The 21,007-nt window shown below is 33.0% G+C and carries 14 protein-coding genes; 1 reads left to right on the top strand and 13 read right to left on the bottom strand.

Annotated features, from left to right (window positions below):
* Positions 1-19: 19 nt before the first annotated feature.
* On the top strand, positions 20-901 hold the full coding sequence (locus ABD715_RS16105; RefSeq protein ID WP_344789367.1) for a carbohydrate kinase family protein: 882 nt from the start codon (positions 20-22) through the stop codon (positions 899-901).
* A 7-nt stretch (positions 902-908) separates the two neighbouring features.
* Here ABD715_RS16105 and ABD715_RS16100 read toward each other — a convergent pair whose 3' ends face one another.
* The 13 genes from ABD715_RS16100 to ABD715_RS16040 all read right to left on the bottom strand — a co-directional run bounded on the left by ABD715_RS16100 (position 909) and on the right by ABD715_RS16040 (position 20,779).
* Positions 909-1,481, bottom strand: a complete 573-nt coding sequence (locus ABD715_RS16100) for a YdeI/OmpD-associated family protein (RefSeq protein WP_344789365.1) — start codon at positions 1,479-1,481, stop codon at positions 909-911.
* Between the two features lie 5 nt (positions 1,482-1,486).
* Complete coding sequence (locus ABD715_RS16095) at positions 1,487-3,133, bottom strand: M1 family metallopeptidase (protein WP_344789364.1); 1,647 nt, start codon at positions 3,131-3,133, stop codon at positions 1,487-1,489.
* Between the two features lie 52 nt (positions 3,134-3,185).
* Positions 3,186-3,656, bottom strand: coding sequence for a DUF6265 family protein (locus ABD715_RS16090; RefSeq protein ID WP_344789363.1), 471 nt, complete (start codon positions 3,654-3,656; stop codon positions 3,186-3,188).
* Positions 3,657-3,764: 108 nt separating this feature from the next.
* Complete coding sequence (locus ABD715_RS16085) at positions 3,765-5,576, bottom strand: acyl-CoA dehydrogenase family protein (RefSeq protein WP_344789362.1); 1,812 nt, start codon at positions 5,574-5,576, stop codon at positions 3,765-3,767.
* A 32-nt stretch (positions 5,577-5,608) separates the two neighbouring features.
* On the bottom strand, positions 5,609-6,802 hold the full coding sequence (locus ABD715_RS16080) for an acetyl-CoA C-acyltransferase (protein ID WP_344789361.1): 1,194 nt from the start codon (positions 6,800-6,802) through the stop codon (positions 5,609-5,611).
* Between the two features lie 80 nt (positions 6,803-6,882).
* Entirely contained in the window at positions 6,883-9,291 is a 2,409-nt protein-coding gene (locus ABD715_RS16075) for a 3-hydroxyacyl-CoA dehydrogenase/enoyl-CoA hydratase family protein (protein WP_344789360.1), read from the bottom strand.
* 15 nt (positions 9,292-9,306) lie between these two features.
* Positions 9,307-9,747 carry a MarR family winged helix-turn-helix transcriptional regulator gene (locus ABD715_RS16070; RefSeq protein WP_344789359.1) on the bottom strand — a complete coding sequence of 147 codons (441 nt, stop codon included), beginning with the start codon at positions 9,745-9,747 and terminating at the stop codon, positions 9,307-9,309.
* Positions 9,748-9,847: 100 nt separating this feature from the next.
* Positions 9,848-11,617 carry an AMP-dependent synthetase/ligase gene (locus ABD715_RS16065; protein ID WP_344789358.1) on the bottom strand — a complete coding sequence of 590 codons (1,770 nt, stop codon included), beginning with the start codon at positions 11,615-11,617 and terminating at the stop codon, positions 9,848-9,850.
* A 127-nt stretch (positions 11,618-11,744) separates the two neighbouring features.
* Entirely contained in the window at positions 11,745-12,932 is a 1,188-nt protein-coding gene (locus ABD715_RS16060) for a carboxypeptidase-like regulatory domain-containing protein (RefSeq protein ID WP_344789357.1), read from the bottom strand.
* Positions 12,933-13,086: 154 nt separating this feature from the next.
* Complete coding sequence (locus ABD715_RS16055; protein ID WP_344789356.1) at positions 13,087-14,520, bottom strand: T9SS type A sorting domain-containing protein; 1,434 nt, start codon at positions 14,518-14,520, stop codon at positions 13,087-13,089.
* Positions 14,521-14,612: 92 nt separating this feature from the next.
* Positions 14,613-18,287, bottom strand: coding sequence for a phosphoribosylformylglycinamidine synthase (gene purL, locus ABD715_RS16050; RefSeq protein WP_344789354.1), 3,675 nt, complete (start codon positions 18,285-18,287; stop codon positions 14,613-14,615).
* A gap of 346 nt (positions 18,288-18,633) precedes the next feature.
* Positions 18,634-19,191 carry a porin family protein gene (locus ABD715_RS16045; protein WP_344789353.1) on the bottom strand — a complete coding sequence of 186 codons (558 nt, stop codon included), beginning with the start codon at positions 19,189-19,191 and terminating at the stop codon, positions 18,634-18,636.
* 373 nt (positions 19,192-19,564) lie between these two features.
* Positions 19,565-20,779 (bottom strand): RsmB/NOP family class I SAM-dependent RNA methyltransferase, encoded by a 1,215-nt coding sequence (locus ABD715_RS16040; protein ID WP_344789352.1) that lies wholly within the window; start codon positions 20,777-20,779, stop codon positions 19,565-19,567.
* Positions 20,780-21,007 lie beyond the last annotated feature (228 nt).

Raw genomic sequence — 21,007 nt, 5'->3', positions numbered from 1 at the left:
AGGTTTTTAAAGATATTATATGTCTAATATTGTAAGTTTCGGAGAAATCTTGTGGGATGTATTTCCTACGCATAAAAAAATAGGAGGAGCGCCATTAAATGTGGCATTAAGAGCAAAATCGTTCGGGCATAATGTTGCTATGATTAGCGCGATTGGAGATGATGAGCCTGGAAAGGTGTTATTAGATTATTTAAATGAAAATGATATTAATACGGCTAGTATTCAGGTTTTAAAAGACTATAAAACAGGAGAGGTTAAGGTTGTTTTAAATGATAAAGGGTCTGCTTCATATACCATTGAATATCCTAGTGCGTGGGATAAAATAGAATTGAATGATGATTTAATAGAAGTTGTAAAACAATCTGATGCATTACTTTTTGGAAGTTTAATTACTAGAGATGAATCTTCTAAAAACACGCTTTATAAACTGTTGGAATTTGCTAAATATAAAATATTCGATCTTAATTTAAGACCACCTCATTACGATAAGGATACCCTAATGTACCTTATGGATAAATCTGATTTTATTAAGTTTAATGACGATGAACTTTATGAGGTTAGTGCGTATTTAGGTTCAAAATATAATTCTTTAGAGCAAAATTTAAATTACATCGCACAAAAAACAAATACCAATTGTATATGCGTTACTAAAGGGCAACATGGTGCTGTTTTGTTATTTGATGGTGCACTTTATTATAACAGTGGATATCAAATTAAGGTAGTCGATACCGTTGGAGCAGGAGATTCTTTTTTAGGTACTTTAGTGAGTTTGTTAAGTAATAAAGTTCCTCCTCAAAAAGCTATAGATTATGCCTGTGCAGTTGGAGCTTTGGTTGCACAAAGTGACGGTGCAAATCCAAATTTAACTAAAAAAGAGATTGATTTATTTATAAATCCGTGATTAAAAATTACCAAGTATCTCTGCTTTTAATATTATTAGCGCATAACTCAATAACTTGGTTTATGCGCTTTTTTATGGTGTCTTCTCGTTTTGCTTGATTTACCCAAAATAAGTAGCTTTTTCTGTAACTAGGAGCAAAGTTTTTAAAATTTTTAAATGCCTTGGGGTTCTCATCAAATGCCATTTGTAAATTATCAGGAATAATACCTTTTTCAGCATTATCTAGTGCAGTCCAAGAGCCATTTTTTTTTCCAATAGAAATAATATCAAATCCTGATTGATGCATTAGGTTATTCGCTGTTAACTCTTTTATATACTTTTTGTTTAGAGCACTCCAAACACTTTTTGGTTTGCGTTTGCAAAAGCGTTGCCTGCGTTTACCATTTCCTAAACTTTTAACTGTAGAGTCTATCCAGCCATAACAAAGCGCTACTTTTACAGCTTCTTCCCACCGCATAGAGGCTTCTTTGTTTTCAACTTTATAAAAAATTAAATAAACACCTTGGTCGTTATTATGGTTTTCGTGTAACCATGCACGCCATTCTGTATCTGTTTTAAAATAAAGTTCTGTAAGTTCCAAAATCGTTATATTTCTTTGGTTTCAATATAGAAATCTTTATCAATAGTAATAGGCATTTTACTAGAAGGAGTTTCTAGAGTTTGCCATTCTGCCTTTGGGGTAATCCACTGTTCTTCATCTCCAATTTTTATTTGAATTGGCATGGCAAAATCATTTACAATATTAATCCATCTATATTTTAGAGTCTTTTTTTTATGAGAAAACTCTAGTGTAGGAACTTGTATTGTTCTTAAATATTGATTAAAAAAAGCAGTTAAATCAATATTAGTTTCATAAGATAAAAAATCTTCAATTTGCTTAGTTGTTACAGTTTGATGGTAGAATTCTACATTCATTTTACGTAAAATTTTACGCCATACTTCGTCATCTTTAATAAGTTGTCGTAGGGTATGAAGTATATTTGCACCTTTAAAATACATATCTCCAGACCCCTCTTTATTTACGTTATATGTGCCAATTAATGGTCTGTCGTTAACAATGTTTTTTCTTGTTCCTATAACATATTCAGCCGAGGCTTCTTTGCCAAAGTAATAGTCTAGATATAAACCTTCAGAGTATGATGTAAAAGCTTCATGAATCCACATATCTGCAACATCTTTATTGGTAATGTTATTTGCAAACCACTCGTGTCCAGATTCATGAATAATTATAAAGTCGAATTTTAAACCCCAACCAGTTCCTGATAAATCTTTACCTAAATACCCGTTTTGGTAGTTGTTACCATAGGTTACACAACTTTGGTGCTCCATACCTAAATAAGGTACTTCTACTATTTTGTAGCTATCGACATAAAAAGGATATTGTCCAAACCAATGCTCGAAAGCTTTAATCATTTTTGGGGCTTGTTTAAATTGTTCTTTGGCTTTATCTATGTTATCTCTTAAAACGTAATAATTCATATCAAGATTACCAGCCATGCCATCGAAAACCTCAGAAAAATTAACATAGTCACCAATATTAATATTAACACCGTAATTGTTTATGGGGCTTTTTACAACCCACGTGTAGGTTTTGGTGTCTCCTATGCGCTCTACTAAAGTTAGTCTACCGTTTGATACGTTTGTTAAGTTACTAGGTACATTAACGCTAATTTTCATGCCTTCAACTTCATCGTACATATGATCTTTACATGGCCACCAAACACTGGCACCTAAACCTTGGCAAGACGATGCTATAAAATGATTACCATTGCTGTCTTTTTTCCAAGAAATACCTCCATCCCAAGGGGCATTTACAGCTTCTCTGGGGTTGCCTTCGTAGTATACCACAACACTATTAGTGGCTCCAATTTCTTGTTTATCTGTTAATGTAATAAAATGGGCATTACCATCATGTTTAATGTCTAATTCTTTATTGTTTTGAACAGCTTTAAGTAATTTCATTGGTGTTTGCAAATCTATTTGCATAACAGAATTAGCGCTCAGTACTTTATATTTAATAGTGTTTTTTCCAGAAATGAATTTATTATCAGGATCTACTTTTATGTCTAAGTAGTAATGTAGCAAGTCCCACCATTCGCGCTCTGGAGTTATGCTACCTCTTAAAGTGTCTTGTCTTGTAAAATTATTTTTTTGATTGAGTAAACCTTGAGCATTAATTAAAACTATAGGAAAGAGTATAAAAATTAATAATAATTGTAGTTGTTTTTGCATTGATTATTTTTTTTCAAAATTAAATAAAAAGCTTCAAAAGAATTTGTTAATTTTATTTCTTGTAGTTAAACTTTATAGTTTCTACCGAATCATTTTTTTTATGAATATCAACATAAATATTCATTTCATTATCATTAACTTTTTCAAAAATCATGCCTTCAAATTCTACTTTTGATTTTGTTATGGATTTTAAAGGAAAATCTACTGTTTCATCTTTAGTTTCCCAGCCTTTTAAATCATTATTAAAGTGTTTTAGTTGAAGGAGTAAAGAGTTTTCTATTTCGCGGATGATTTCAATTTCGTAAAAAGATACTTTATCATCGTTAATTAATTTGAAGGTTGCCATCATAGAGCCACCAGCTGGTTTGCTCCAATTTTCTTCTGTTATGCCTCCAAAGGCTTTGCCTTTCCAGTTTCCAGAAATCCAAGCTATATTTTCTAATTTAGGCTCTAGTTGTTTATCTTGTTGAGCAAATAGGTAAGTTGTTATTAATAGAATAGGGTATATTATAATTTTTTTCATGACTATAATTTTACTTTAAATGTAATAAAAAATAAAAAGACGCTTCTGCATAATAGCAAAAAGCGCCTTTTATAATTGAATTAGTCACTCAAAAATTATCGTAATTGCTTAAAAGCAATATTTGTTTTCTTTTGTTACTTTATCAGAAATTATATTTCTTAACTCTATAATATTTGGCATGTTAACGTATTTAATATAACGTTTTAATCCCATAAGCATCATACGCTGCTCATCGCCTTCAGAGAAAGAAATAATAGAATGTTTTCCTGCAGTTTCAATAACATCTATAGCATGGAATAAGTTTAACTTAGCCATAGCTATTTGCTCTTTAACATTATCTTCACCTTGTTTTTTAGCCATCTTTTCTGCACGCAAAATAGCCGATTCTGCCATATATATTTGAATTAAAATATCTGAAGAGGCAAGCATAAGTTGTTGGTGTTGCTCAATTTTTTCACCATATTTTTGTAAAGCAGCTCCTGCAACCATTAAAAATAATTTTTTAAGGTTTTTGATGATGCTTTTTTCTTCTGAAAACAATTCTGAAAAATCTGGAGTTTCAAAAGAAGGAATACCTGTTAATTCGTTAGCTACAGCTGTTGCAGGACCAAGTAAATCGACATGACCTTTCATGGCTTTTTTAATAAGCATGCCAACACTAAGCATCCTGTTAATTTCGTTTGTACCTTCGTAAATACGTGCAATACGAGCATCTCTCCAAGCAGATTCGACAGGAGTTTCTTCAGAGAATCCCATACCACCAAAAATTTGAATACCTTCATCTGTACAATTTTGTACATGCTCTGATACAGCAACTTTTAATATAGAACATTCTATAGCATACTCTTCTACACCTTTTAATTCTGCTTCTTGATGCGTGTCTTTTCCATTGTTTTGACGAAGCGCAATACGGTCTTCGATATTTTTAGAAGCTCTATAGGTTGCAGCTTCACCAACCCAACAATTTGTTGCCATTTCAGCAATTTTTTGGCGAATAGCACCAAAACTAGAAATTGGCGTTTTAAATTGAATACGCTCGTTGGCATATTTAATAGATTCTGTAATAACACGACGCTGTGCATCAAGACAAGCAGCTGCTAGTTTAATTCTACCAACGTTTAAGGCGTTCATTGCTATTTTAAAACCATTACCTCTTGTAGATAACATGTTTTCTACAGGTACAACAGTATCATTAAAAAATACTTGTCTGGTAGACGATGCACGAATTCCTAATTTGTGCTCTTCTTCTCCCATAGTAATTCCGTTAGGTTTTTCTGGATCGTATTCTACAATAAAACCAGTAATATTTTTATCGTCTTCGATACGAGCAAAAACAATCATTACACTACAAAAACCTGCGTTAGAAATCCACATTTTTTGCCCAGTGATACTATACGTTTTCCCGTCTGCAGAGAGTATTGCTTTTGTTTTACCAGAATTGGCATCGCTACCAGCGCTAGGCTCTGTTAAACAATAAGATCCAAACCATTCTCCAGAAGCTAATTTAGGAACGTATTTTTGTTTCTGTTCTTCATTTCCATATAAAGTAATTGGCATGGTACCAATACCAGTATGTGCCCCAAAAGCAGTACTAAAAGAGCCTGTAGCTCCAGAAATATAATCGCAAACTAATGCAGTATCTACAAAGCCCATGCCCATTCCGCCATACTCAGCAGGAACAGAAATGCTTAAAAAGCCAAGTTCTCCAGCTTTACGCATACAGGATTCTGTTAATGCGTAGTCTTTCTTTTCAAATTGTGCTTTATGAGCCCAAATCTCTCTGTCAACAAACTCGGTAACAGCTTCTTTCATCATAAGCTGATCTTCGTTAAAATCTTCAGGGGTGAATATATCTTCACATTTAGTTTCTTTTACAAGGAATTGCCCACCTCTTAATAAGTCTTTTTCTGTTGCTTCCATATTGTTTTATATAGTTTAATTGGGGTTTTGTATTAATTTAAAAATTCGAATAATCCGCAAGCACCTTGTCCTGTACCAACGCACATGGTTACAGCACCATATTTACCTTTCATGTCGCGTTTACGCATTTCGTCAAAGAGTTGTACAGATAATTTTGCGCCCGTACATCCTAGTGGATGACCCAATGCAATTGCGCCACCGTTTACGTTAATAATGTCTGGATTAAGGTTTAGCTCTCTAATTACAGCTAACGATTGAGAAGCAAAAGCTTCGTTTAATTCTATTAAAGCTAAATCGTCTTGTTTTAAACCAGCTTGTTTTAATGCTTTTGGAATAGCTTTTACAGGACCAATTCCCATAATACGAGGCTCTACACCGGCAGCAGCGTAATTTACCATTCTGGCAACAGGCTCTAGGTTTAATTCTTTAACCATATCTTCGCTCATTACCATTACAAAAGCAGCACCATCACTCATTTGCGACGAGTTACCAGCAGTAACACTTCCGCCAGCAGCAAATACTGCTCTTAATTTAGCTAAAGCTTCTTTATTTGTTCCTTTTCTAGGTCCTTCATCTTTAGTTACTGTATAAGATTTAGTTGCTTTTTTTCCGTTAGCGTCAATGTAAGTTTGTTCTACATCAATAGGTACAATTTGATCTTGAAAACGATTTTCAGCTTGTGCCTTTAAGGCTTTCATATGCGAATTGTATGCAAATTCATCTTGATCTTCTCGAGATACTTTAAATTGTTTAGCTACAGCCTCAGCAGTATTTCCCATACCCCAATAATAATCTTCATGACCTGCCTTTACAATGGCATCATAATTTAATTCTGGTTTAAAGCCAGTCATTGGTACGCTACTCATACTTTCTGCGCCTCCAGCAATAATACAGTCTGCCATTCCTGCTTGAATTTTTGCGGTTGCCATACCAATAGTTTCTACACCTGAAGAGCAAAAACGATTAACTGTAACGCCAGGAACATCTATAACTTCTAGTCCCATTAAAGAGATTAAACGTGCCATGTTTAAACCTTGAGAGCCTTCTGGCATGGCGTTTCCAACTATAACATCGTCAATACGTTTAGGGTCTAAATTAGGCAATTCCTTCATCATATATTTGATGGTTTCTGCAGCCAATTCATCGGTTCTTTTAAAACGAAACACGCCTTTTGGTGCTTTACCAACTGCGGTTCTATATGCTTTTACTATATATGCTGTTTTCATTTTTTTTCTTTAAGATTAATAGAATTAAGAGTCAAGAATCAATCGTATTATCTTGAATCTTATAGTCTTGCTTCTTATTTCTAATTTCTAAGAGGTTTCCCTTTGGTTAACATGTGTTGTATTCTTTCTAATGTTTTTCTTTCGGTACATAGAGAAAGGAATGCTTCACGTTCTAAATCAAGTAAGTATTGCTCGCTTACTAAAGTAGGTTCAGATAAATCGCCACCAGCCATAACATAAGCTAGTTTATTTGCAATTTTCATATCATGTTCACTAATATAATTAGAGTCTTTCATAGAATCTGTTCCTACTAAAAACATACCTAAAGCTTGTTTTCCTAGTACTTTTACATCAGTACGTTTAATAGGTTGCGTATAGCCAGCTTCTGCCATTAATTTGGCATGGGCTTTTGCTGTTGCTATTTGTCGATCTTTGTTAACAACTACAATGTCTTTACCTTTTTGAAGTACACCTAAGTCGAAAGCTTCGTAAGCCGAGGTTGACACTTTTGCCATACCGATGGTTAAAAAGTATTCTTGAAGTGTGTTTAATTGAACATCTCCTTTTCTAAATGTATCAGAAGCTCTTAAAGCCATTTCTTTAGATCCTGCGCCACCAGGAATTACACCAACACCAAATTCTACTAATCCCATATAGGTTTCTGCAGCTGCTACAACTTTATCGGCGTGCATTGATAATTCGCAAGCACCACCTAAAGACATACCATGAGGTGCAGATATAGTAGGGATTGATGAGTAACGCATACGCATCATAGTGTCTTGAAAATATTTTATAGCACCATTAAGCTCGTCGTATTCTTGCTCTACAGCCATCATAAAAATCATTCCAATATTGGCGCCAACTGAGAAATTAGCGCCTTGGTTACCAACAACTAATCCCTGATAATTTTTTTCGGCTAAATCTATAGCTTTGTTAATTCCTGCTAAAACATCGCCACCAATGGTGTTCATTTTAGATTGGAATTCGCAGTTTAAAATTCCGTCGCCTAAATCTTCAATAACTACTCCTGAGTTTTTAAAGACTTCGTTAGATTTTCTTATGTTGTCTAAGATGATAAAAGCATCTTGACCAGGTATTTTTTCTTGTGTTTTCTTTGGTATATCGTAGCAATACGTTGCGCCTTCTTTTACAGAATAAAACGACTTACTTCCAGAAGCTAACATAGCGTTAACCCAAGCAGCAGGTTCTAAACCTTCGGCTTTCATTATTTCTATTCCTTTTTCTACACCAATGGCATCCCAAATTTGAAAAGGTCCATGTTCCCATCCAAAACCGGCTTTCATGGCATCGTCAATTTTGTATAGTTCATCTGTTATTTCAGGAATTCTGTTGGTAACATAAGCAAAAAGAGCAGCGAAACTTTTTCTGTAAAATTCGCCAGCTTTATCTTTTCCAGAAACAAGCACTTTAAACCTATCTACAACTTTATCAATCGATTTCGTAAGTTCTAAAGTTGCAAATTTTGCCTTTTTAGAAGAACGATATTCTAAGGTATTTAAATCTAAAGATAGAATTTCTTTTTTACCATCTGCCGATACGTTTTTTTTGTAAAAACCTTGCTTGGTTTTACTTCCTAACCACTTATTTTCCATCATGGTATTGATGAAGCTTGGTAGCTTAAATAAATCTAATTGCTCGTCGTTTTTACAGTTTTCTGCAATACCATTGGCTACATGTACTAAAGTATCTAAACCTACTACATCTACAGTTCTAAAAGTAGCCGATTTAGGACGTCCTATTACCGGACCAGTTAATTTATCTACTTCTTCAATGGTTAAATCTAAATCTTTTACAGCATGAAATAAGCTCATAATGCTGAAAATACCAATTCTGTTACCAATAAAAGCAGGTGTATCTTTTGCTACTACCGATGTTTTTCCTAGATATTGTTCGCCATAGCCATTTAAAAACTCTAATACAGAGGCATCGGTTTTAGGTCCAGGAATTATTTCGAACAATTTTAAGTAACGTGCTGGGTTAAAAAAATGAGTTCCGCAGAAATGCTTTTGGAAATCTTCACTTCTGCCTTCACTCATAAATTTTATGGGAATTCCAGAGGTGTTTGATGTTATTAAAGTACCAGGAGTTCTGTGTTTTTCTAAAGTTTCAAAAACTTGCTTTTTTATGTCAAGCCTTTCTACAACAACTTCAATAATCCAGTCTACGTCTTTTACTTTTTCAATATCATCTTCTAGATTTCCAGTAGAGATTCTATTGGCAAATTTTTGATGATAAATAGGAGAGGGTTTAGATTTTAAAGCAGCTTTTAAAGCATCGTTTACTAAACGATTTCTTACCACTTTATCGTCTAAAGATAAGCCTTTTTTTTGCTCTATAGCATTAAGCTCTCTAGGAACAATGTCTAACAATAATACATCTACACCAATATTGGCAAAATGACATGCAATACCGCTACCCATAATACCTGAGCCAATAACTGCAATTTTTTTAATGATACGTTTACTCATAATAATTTAACTAAATTACTTTTGATTATATATTTTTTTGTTGGTAACCATGTTGTTTATTAATTCGGCTACATCATAAAAATTTTTTAATTGTTCCTCTGATATGTTTTGTTTAATTGCGTCGTTAAAAGTGATTACCTTTTCTTTTGAGTAGTCTCTTTTTTCTTTACCAAATGGTGTTAAGTGAATTAATACACCACGACCATCTTCAGGGTTAGGGCGTCTTTCTATTAATTTTTTCTTCTCCATCGTTTTTAATATTCTAGACAAACTGGTTGCTTCCATGCCCATTTTAGGCCCAAGCGCAGTAGAAGGTGTGCCTTTTTCTGGGTCTATGCTTAAAAGTGTAAAACCTGTTGCCATTGTGCTTTCAAATTTGGCAGCTTCTTCGTTATACATTTTATTAACTGATAGCCAGGTTGTTCTTAGAACATAATCTATCGTTTTATCTTTCATATGAGAGGTTCTTGAATCCAAATATATGAAAAATTTATTATGCATGCATAATAAATTTAAAAAATGTTAGAGGTTTAAATCAAAAATGTAGAAAAGGATGTTATGATCTGTATATTTTTTCTATGAGAGCAGCGTATTTTTCTTTTATCACTTTTCTTTTCATTTTCATGGTAGGAGTAAGGTGTCCTGCATCAATAGACCAAATATCTGGTGTTAATTCGAATTTTTTAATTTGTTCCCATTTTCCAAAGTTGTTGTTACAAGTTGTAACTTCTTCGCTAATGCGTTCTAGTAGTTGTTCGTTTTTTATAATATTTTCTAAAGAGATGTAGTCTATATTATGCCTAATTGCCCATTCTTTTACAAAGTCTGGATTTATTTGAATTAAAGCTGTTGGCATTTTCTCGCCTTCACCTATAACCATAACTTGCTCTATAAAACGAGATTGTTTTAATTGATTTTCTATTAGGGCAGGAGCAACATATTTTCCTCCAGAAGTTTTAAACATTTCTTTTTTACGATCGGTAATTTTAAGAAAACCTTCGCTACAAATCTCTCCAATATCTCCTGTATGGAAATAATTATTAGATATAACAGAGTTTGTTTTTTCTTCATCTTTATAATAGCCAAGCATAACATTTGGTCCTTTTACTAGTATTTCTCCATCTTCAGCTATTTTAACTTCTACGTTGTCAATTATTTTACCAACTGTACCAACACGAAAACCACCGTTTCTCATGTCGTTAACAGATATTACGGGCGAAGTCTCTGTTAATCCGTAACCTTCCATAATAGGTAATTCTGCAGCTGCAAAAACTCTAGTTAATCTAGGTTGTAAAGCAGCGCTTCCAGAAACCATTAGGTCTAATTTACCGCCTAACCCTTCTTTCCACTTACTAAATATTAATTTTCTAGCTAATTTTAATTGGAGTTCGTACCACCATCCGTTTTGTCCGTAAGGTTTAAATTTTAAACCTAAACCTACAGCCCAAAAGAATAGTGCTTTTTTTATGCCTGTTAATTCGGTTCCTTTTGCTACAATTTTATCAAAGACCTTTTCGTAAAGCCTTGGAACAGCAGTCATAACCGTAGGCTTTATTTCTTTAAGGTTATCACTCATTTTCTCGATAGATTCTGCAAAGTAAACTTCTACACCACAATATTGGTATAAATAAAGAATCATGCGTTCAAAAACGTGACAAATAGGTAAAAAGCTAAGCGATTTAGATTTGCCATACTCAAAAGGGACACGTTTTTCGCTAGACAAGACATTAGAAACCAAGTTGTCGTGAGATAGCATAACACCTTTTGGCTTCCCTGTTGTTCCAGAGGTATATATTAAAGTAGCTAGATTATTAGGCTTTACTTGTGCCATTCTGGTTTCTACTTCTTTTTGGTTTACGGTGTCTTCTCCTAGGTTTAAAACTTGGGTCCAATTATTTTCTGTTTCAATATCATCAAAGGTGTACACTTTTTTTAATTGTGTATTTCCTTTAATTTTATTTAGTTTTTTTAATATTTCTTTATCAGAAACAAAACAATAAGTAGACTCTGAATGATTTAAAATATACTCGTAATCTTCTGATGATATAGTAGGGTATATGGGAACATTTTGAGCTCCAATTTGTAAAATTCCAATATCTAAAATATTCCATTCTGTTCTATTTGTACTAGAAATAACAGCTATTTTATCATTTGCTTTAACACCAAGCTTTAATAAACCTCTACTTATCGCATTAGATTTATCTATATATTCTTGTGATGAAATTGATTCCCATTTACCATTGTATTTGGTTGTAAACGCTTTGTTTAACTTATATGTCTCGTGCATATAGTACGGGATATCGAAAATTCGGGTAACTTTTGTCATTTGCTATTAATCGTATTTGTAGTATTGCAAAGTATGAAATTAAATATGATTTTCAAATAATACAAGAAAAAAGGAGTTTTTTGATAAAAACTCCTTTCTATTATTATGAATATGATAATTTGATATATTAGTTAACTATTTCAAATTGCTTCTCGAGTGGCACACCAAAGTTAGATTCTATTTCTTTTTTTATTTTTTTGAAGTATTTGGTGTCTGGCGGAGCAATAAAATTATTCCAAAAGCTAGCATTATAGTCCACTTTTAACAATGCCATATCTGTTTTGGCTGCTTTTTCTTGATGGTTAACTTTTATTTTTTTCTTATTGGTTACTACGTTTAAAACAAAAACTTCGTGTTTATATGTAGCTTGTATTTGATTAATGCTTTTTCTTAATTGCTTTTGCATAGCTAAAGGTATTTTTTCTTGCGATGTCCATTGTCTGCTATGGTAGCTAAGGTGTAGTTTCCCCGAATTGTTTCTTTTATAAACATATAACGAGTTGTTTGCTCTATTTTCTATTCTGTAAATGCTATAGGTATCTATGCCAATAAATAATTTAAAAGAAGCTTGTCCTTTAGGTTTGCCTTCTATTATAACTACGTCTTCATCGCCATAAGACGAATCTCCTGTTTTTTTCCATGTTATCTTTTTTATAGGCATGTGTTGCCTAACAGGGTTTCTAATAGTCATTGGAATTACTGAGTGCCTAAACTCTTTCTTTTTAAAGAAACGGTAGTCGGCAGATTTTCTAGAGTGTAAAATCTCTATAGCTTCAATGCCTATCGCAGAAGGACCTCTATCTCTAATTTTCATATAATGCTCAACAAAAAATCTAGCTTTTTTCTCCTCACTCGATGCTCTTCGGTAAAGTAAAGTTAATTCATGCGAACTGCTTATGGTATTATCCTTTAGGTTTTTAAGAGCATTCTTAACATAGTCTGCAGGACTAAGAAGTTTTATTTCAGACAACTCTACAATACTTTCTTGCAATAAAATAACGTTCTCTTTTTTATTTATGTAATCTTGAATTTTAAATTTTAAGGGCTCGTATCCCATCGAGTTGACAATTAAAGTATCGTTAACCTCATGGTTTTCTATTACTAAAGAGAATAAACCGTCTTCATTACTTACAGTGCCTTTTGGTTTATTTGTAAAACTAATAGAGGCATAAGGTACGGTGTAGTTTGTTCCGTCTTTAACAACTCCTTTTAATTCTATACCAGATTGCTGCGCGTAACTGCATAAAGTAAAGCACAATAGGGCTGTTAATAAAATTTTATTTTTTGCTTTTTTAGTCGAAAAATTAATCTTCATTATATATTATTGTTTTGATAATGAAGTCAATATATAAGATTTATTTAGCTTTAAAAAACATTTAAATTTTCGGAAACGGTTTCGATTATAATTTAATTAAATAAGTAATTAAAAGGTCTATATTGTTTATTTCTTTAATTTAAATCTTTATGGGTTATTTTTTTACAACTTTAAAACTATGCACGGTATCTTTATTTTTAATCTTTAAAATATACAATCCAGTAGGTAAATCTTGAAGATTAATACTGTTATTTAAAGCCTGGGATGTTCTAATTAATTTAGCCTGAAAATTATAGATGCTGTATTCGTAATTTTTAAAAGGTATGTTTTTGACTGAAACAATATTAACTGTAGGATTAGGGAAAACATAAGGTTTGTTTAAAGGATTTGTATTTGTTATTATTTCTTTTTTTGCTTCAGATTTAGAAGATATAACTGTTTCTGGAGTGTTGCACGATATGTCTAAATAGGCTTGCAAATCGTTTCTGTCATGCTTTTTTTCGTAGCCTAGAGCCTTAGCTTTTTGCAAATATTTACAAGCCAATTTATGGTTACCAATATCGTGATAAACAACACCAAGGTTTCTATAGGCAAACGAGTTTTCTTTATTTAAATTAATAGCTTCTTTTAAATCATCGATTGCGGAGTCTGATTCACCTAATTTATGAGATATAAAGCCTTTGAGTACTCTAATATCGCGTTCTACCTTACCCGATCCATGTTTTAAAAGGTGTTCTTCTTTAGGAAAAGCAATATCTATATGATATTTTGCTTTTTCATAATCTTCAAAATCACTATGCATAGCAGCTAAGACACGATGTGTAAAAGCATGTTTAGGCCATTTTTCTAGAGCTTTATTAAGATATATTTTAGCAAGACGATAAGATTTTATTTTGAATAAATAAGCGCCTAAATTAAAATGTAAGCGTGCGTTTTCAGGGTCAGCTTCGGTAGCCTTAAACCTATAATGCGTTGCATAGTTTTCCATTTCAAAAGAAGAATAAATAGCACCTTTTACGTCGTAAATATTTCCTAAAGGTTTGCCTAAGTTTTTACCTTTCATTACTTTTTGAATGGTTAAAATCTTTTTTTCTAATTGGCTTTGATCTTGTAATGTCAGTATCTTGTTGTTAAGCATATACCTAATATATGCGCGTTTAGCAAAGCTACCACTGTTTTTAGGGTTTTGTCTTAAATCGTTGTTTAATGCATTTAATTTAGTGTGTAACTCTTTTATTTTTTCTTCGTCCTTTTTATTATATTCTTTAATATGATCGGTTCTTTTTTCGAGCTTGCCTTTGTTGTATTCCCAAGTTGTTACTTTTTTACCTTTACTATTAAATTTATAGCATTTGCCATGTGTTGTACCATTAAGTATATAAAATACTTCGTCTAACTCTCCTGTAGTATAATAGGTTTTAATACTATCAATTTGTTTATCGTTACCAAACCATTTTTCCATAGAAACAATACCGTCTTTATAAACATGACGTTTTACTTTATTAATTGGAGTGTTTTGGCTTTGTAAAGAAAATACGCTTGAGTAGTGTGTAAAAATAAAAAGTAGAACAATTAGGTTTTTAAACATGGTAATGGTTTCGTTTTTAGTTGGTTATTAGGCATAAAAAAAGCCTTTACCAAGGTAAAAGCTTTTTTTTTAAGTTGTATATAATTTCCTAATTATTTTTCTAGCCAAATTCTAGCATTAACAAAAGCTTCTAACCAAGGTGTAGCTTTGTCTTTACGTCCATCTGGGTAGTTTGCCCAGTTCCACTGGAATGTAGAACGTTCTATATGTGGCATAGTTACTAAATGACGACCTGTTTTATCGCACATCATAGCTGTGTTAAAATCAGAGCCATTAGGGTTGTGCGGATACTCTTTGTAAGCATATTTAGCTACAATTTGATATTTGTCTTCGCTGTAAGGTAAATTAAATTTGCCTTCACCATGAGAAATCCAAACACCTAAAGTACTTCCTGCTAAGCTAGAAAGCATTATAGAATTGTTTTTTTGAATTTTTACAGAGGTAAACGCGCTTTCGTGTTTTTTAGAATCGTTATGGTTCATTTTTCCATGCTCATCATGTTCTGGGTTAATTAAATCCAATTCCATCCAAAGTTGGCAACCATTGCAAATACCAACAGATAAAGTATCTTCTCTAGCAAAGAAATCTTTTATAACCTTATTTGCTTTCTCGTTGTATTTAATAGCGCCTGCCCATCCTTTTGCAGAGCCTAAAACATCTGAGTTAGAGAAACCTCCAACAGCTCCTAAAAACTGAATGTCTTCAAGTGTTTCGCGACCAGAAATTAAATCGGTCATGTGTACGTCTTTTACATCAAAACCAGCTAGATACATGGCATTAGCCATTTCGCGTTCAGAGTTGCTTCCTTTTTCTCTAAGAATAGCTGCTTTTGGTCTTTTTCCATTTAATTCTGGTAGATTTCCTGTAAACTGTTTAGGAAAAGTGTATTGTAAAGGTTGATTTTTAAAATTATTATATCGCTCTTCTGCTAAACCATTTGCGGTTTGTTTTTGATCTAATAAAAATGATGTTTTATACCAAACGTCTCGTAATTTAGAAATGGTTAATAAAAATACTTCATCATTATTAATAACACTTAAGGTATCACTTTTGGTTACTTGTCCTATATTATGAAATTGAATATTAGCTTCTTTTAATACCGTTTCTATTGAAGCGTCTTTAGCCTGAATTACAATTCCAGAATTTTCAGCAAATAATATTTTTAAAGAGTCTTCTTCATTTAAGCTAGATAAATCTAATTCTGCACCGGTATTTATATCTGCAAAACACAGTTCTAGTAAAGTTGTAATTAAACCACCAGAAGCAACATCGTGTCCTGCAATAATTTGCTCGTTTACAATTAAAGATTGTATAGTGTTAAATACGTTTTTAACATAAGCAGCATCTTTTACATTTGGGGCATCGTTTCCAATAGTATTTAAAACTTGGTGAAAAGAACTTCCTCCTAATTTAAAATCGTCTTGAGATATATTTATGTAGTATATATCTCCACCATTTTGTTTAAAAACAGGCTCTACAATTTTGGTAATATCATTACAATTAGCACCAGCAGAAATAATAACAGTACCAGGAGATATAACATCTTCGTTAGGGTACTTTTGTTTCATTGATAGCGAATCTTTTCCAGTAGGCACATTAATACCGAGATCTATAGAAAATTCAGAAACTGCTTTTACAGCTTCGTATAAACGGGCATCTTCACCTTCGTTTTTACAAGGCCACATCCAGTTAGCAGATAACGATACGTTTTGTAAACCATCCTTTAAGGGCGCCCAAATTAAATTGGTAAGCGCTTCTGTAATCGAGTTTCTACTTCCTGCAACCGGATTAATTAATCCGGAAATAGGCGAGTGCCCAATAGATGTAGCAACACCTTCTTTACCGTTAAAGTCTAACGCCATAACACCAACGTTATTTAACGGAATTTGTAACGGACCAACACATTGTTGTTTAGCTACTTTGCCACCAACACAACGGTCTACTTTGTTTGTTAACCAATCTTTACAAGCTACAGCTTCTAGCTGTAAAACTTGCTCTAAATAGATTTGAAAATTTTTGGTTTTATATCTTGGGTTTTTGTAATTTCTTTTAACCGTTTTATCGGTCATTATGGTTTTTGGCGAGCTTCCAAACATGTCTTCCATAGCTAAATCCATAGGTTTGTTGCCTTTGGTTTTAGATTGAAATGTAAAACGATTATCTCCAGTAACGTCTCCAACTGTGTACATTGGCGAGCGCTCTCTATCTGCTATTTTGTTTAACGTGTCTATATGTTCTTCGGCAATCACTAAGCCCATACGCTCTTGCGATTCGTTACCAATAATTTCTTTGTCTGATAAGGTTGGGTCTCCAACAGGTAAAGCATCTAAATCTATTTTACCGCCAGTATCTTCAACCAATTCAGATAAACAATTTAAATGTCCACCAGCACCATGATCGTGAATAGAAACAATAAAGTTCTCATTGCTTTCTACCATACCTCGAACCGCATTAGCAGCACGTTTTTGCATTTCTGGGTTAGAGCGTTGTACAGCGTTTAGTTCTATACCCGATGCGAACTCTCCAGTATCTGCACTAGACACAGCTGCACCACCCATACCAATTCGATAATTTTCACCACCAAGAATTACTATTTTATCACCTGTTTTAGGTGTGTCTTTTAATGCTTGGTTAATTTTACCATAACCAATACCTCCAGCTTGCATAATCACTTTGTCAAATCCTAGCTTTCTAGCTTTAGCATCGCTAGAAGACGAGTTTTCGTTATGCTCGAAAGTTAAAACAGAACCACAAATAAGAGGTTGACCAAATTTGTTTCCAAAATCTGAAGCTCCGTTAGATGCCTTAATTAAAATATCCATTGGTGTTTGATATAGCCAGTCTCTAGCATCTAATTTTTGCTCCCAAGGTCTGTTTTCTTCTAAGCGCGAGTACGAGGTCATGTAAACTGCGGTTCCTGCTAATGGTAAAGAGCCTTTACCACCTGCAAGTCTATCTCTAATTTCTCCACCTGCACCAGTTGCAGCACCATTAAAAGGCTCGACTGTAGTAGGGAAGTTATGTGTTTCTGCTTTAAGCGAAATAACAGATTCAAACTCTTGTGTAGTGTAATAATCTGGGATATCGGCTCGTTTAGGTGCAAACTGTTGCACTTTAGGGCCTTTAATAAAAGCCACATTATCTTTGTAAGCAGAAACAATATCGTTAGGGTTTGCCTCCGAAGTTTGCCTAATCATTTTAAAAAGCGACACAGGTTTTTCTTCGCCATCAATAACAAAAGTTCCATTAAAAATTTTATGGCGACAGTGTTCACTATTTACTTGCGAGAATCCAAAAACTTCAGAGTCGGTTAATGGTCTTCCAATTTTCTTTGCAACACTATTTAAATAATCTACCTCTTCATCGCTTAAAGATAAACCTTCTTGTTGGTTGTAGGCTGCAATATCTTCAATGTTTAAAATGGCTTCAGGCTCAATATCTATAGTAAAAGACTCTTGGTTTAACCCTTTAAATTTCTCGGAAATCATAGGGTCGAAATCATTAAAATCTTCAGCAATAGCTTCAAATTCCTCAATTCTTATAATACCGTTAATACCCATGTTTTGAGTAATTTCAACTGCATTGGTACTCCAAGGCGTAATCATAGCTGCTCTTGGGCCAACAAAAAAAGCATCCAACGATGCTTGATCTATTTTTGGTTTATTACCAAAAAGCCAGTTTAATTTAGAGGTGTCCTCTGTCGATAATTCTTCTACTGTTTGTACTGCAAATACTTTGCTTGTAACGTTTCCAAAGAAATGAATCATTATATGTTAGTTTGTGTTGTTTAAAAGAAAAAGCAAATTTACTTCTTTTTAATCAAATTTTAACTAAATGTTAAACGGAAAATAGCGAGTTATCCACTAGGTTTTAAACATGTTGTTTTTTGCTTAGAACGGTATTTCAAAGTTGATTATGTTTTTTGCAGATTCTTTTTTATGTTGCATATGTATTACAATACAAAAAGAGTTTGAGCAAATCTGCGCTATGTTTTAATGCAGTAGTTATGATAAAGCATAAGTAAATTGGTTATTGAATACTAATTATATCATATAAAAAAAAACGAAGCAGTTAAACTTCGGTTTTACTAATAATTAAATAAGTATTTTGGTGTTAAAAAAAGTAACCAGCGGTAAGCTGTAAAACCCCAGTTCTGTTTTTTGAGCTGCCAACATCGTTAATGTTAGATAAGCCTAAATTGTATCGAGCCCCAAAATTAAGTCCGCTATCTAGTTTGTAGCCAATACCTAAATTGGCAGCAAAATTGGTTGTTTTAAAAAGATCTTTATAATCGACATCGTCTTCTTTAGCCGATAGTAAAAAGCCAATTTGCGGTCCTGCTTCTACGCTAAATTTTTTGGTAACATAATATTTGGCCATAAAAGGCACGTCAAAATAGTTTAAGGCTACTAAATCGTCGTCTCCAGAACCCGTGCTATAACCTTGGCCAGAATATAATATTTCGGGTTGAAAAGAGAATTCTTCTGAAATAGGAATTTCTGCCATAACTCCTAAATTAAAGGCAGTTACAGGGTCGTCTTTAATAGATGTGTTGTCTCCCGTTATAGATGCGAAGTTTAAACCACCCTTAACTCCAAAATTAACGTCTTGTGCATTAACCTTTGCAAATCCTAAAAAGGAAATAGCCATTACTAGTAGTGTTTTTTTCATTGTTTTAAGTTTTTAATTGTTTAAAACAAATCAAATGTATTTTATTTATGTAAGATTATTTTTATAATTGCTTTAACGTTTTTAACCGTTTTTAACAGAATTATTTCTTATTTTAACATAATAAGTTGTTAATTACTTTTAAATAAGTGTGTTAAGTTTATTTATAGGGCTTGTTGAAAATGTATGTGAAAAGAGTGACTTATTTTCTATTACTTTTAAAAAATTGAAAACGGTTGATTGTTAATTTTTAAGCTGAGTTAAAAGACTCTACTTTGTAATGGGAAAAAAGTATGAAGTAGTCTATAAAAAAACTTTGCCTTTATTAGGTATAAAGACAAAGTATTATAGTATTAAAAAAGGTATAAGTTTGTTGTTAAGCTTTGCGCTCTAATAATGCCATGTAAAATCCGTCGAAACCAGATTTATGAGCCATTACTTTTTTATCTTTAACTAAAGTGAAATTTTCTCCAGCTTCCGATTTTAAAAACGCTTCTACTTGGTTTTGGTTTTCGCTAGGTAATACAGAACAGGTAGCGTAAACTAACTTTCCGCCATTTTTTACCATTCTAGAATATTGTTGTAAAATGTCTTGTTGTGTTTTACGAATTTTATCTAGAAAGTCGGGTTGTAATTTCCATTTAGCATCTGGGTTTCTGCGTAAAACACCTAAACCAGAACATGGAGAATCTATTAAAACACGATCTGCTTTATCGTAAAGTTTTTTAATGGTTTTTGTAGACTCAATAGCACGAGTCTCTATATTATGTGCTCCATTACGCTTTGCACGACGTTTAAGTTCGTGTAGCTTATTGCCATAAATATCCATGGCAATAATTTGCCCCTTATTCTCCATTAAAGAGGCAAGGTGTAATGTTTTTCCGCCAGCACCTGCACAGGTGTCTACAACACGCATACCTGGTTGTACATCTAAATATTCGGCTACTAATTGAGATGATGCATCTTGTACTTCAAAAAAACCATTTTTAAAAGCTTCGGTTGTAAAAACATTAGCGCGCTCTTTTAGTTTTAAAGCTGCAGGATGATTTTGTACAAACTCTGTTTCTATATCTAAATCGAATAAAATAGTTTGTAGTTTTTCTTTAGTTGTTTTAAGTGTGTTTACACGTAAAACAACATCTGCTTGTTGGTTTAAAGCTTCAATTTCTTTGCTCCAAAGTGCTTTGCCTAGTTCTTTTTCTCCAACTTCGTCCATCCAGTCCGGAATAGATTCTTTAAATTTTCTAATTTGAGACAGTTCGTCAAAACGTCCTTTTATTTTTCTAGTTGGTGTAGATTCAAAATATTTCCAATCTGGTAATTTAATACCTTTTAATGTTGCCCAAACAGCAAACATGCGCCATAGGTTGTCTCTATCAAAGGGAGCTTTTACTTCAGCTATTTCTGCATATAGGCGTTTCCAGCGTACAATATCGTAAGTGGTTTCTGCAACAAAAGCTCTGTCGCGAGCGCCCCAACGCTTATCGCGTTTTAAAAGTTGTTGTATAACTTTATCGGCGTATTTACCTTCGTTAAAAATTAAGGTTAAACCGTCTATAACCGAGAAGCATAAGTTTCTGTGTAATCGCATGATCTTTAAAATAAGGGTGCAAAGTTACGTTTTAAATGTGTATTTGTTTAGTGCTTTAAAAAGTTTATTTCTTTAAATTGCTGGCTAGGGCAAATTGTAAGTCTTAGTCTTGTATAATGCTCCAAAATATTTATAAATAATTAAGACATTAGCGCAAGTTTTTGTTTTTTTATGGCATTTAAACAATTAAGTTATCTTTAATGTTTGTTTAATGAGGGGTAGATAGTG

Source organism: Postechiella marina (assembly GCF_039538365.1).
Lineage (GTDB): Bacteria > Bacteroidota > Bacteroidia > Flavobacteriales > Flavobacteriaceae > Postechiella > Postechiella marina.
Note: the sequence above shows the minus strand (reverse complement) of the source record. Positions and strands in the feature narration are given on the sequence as shown.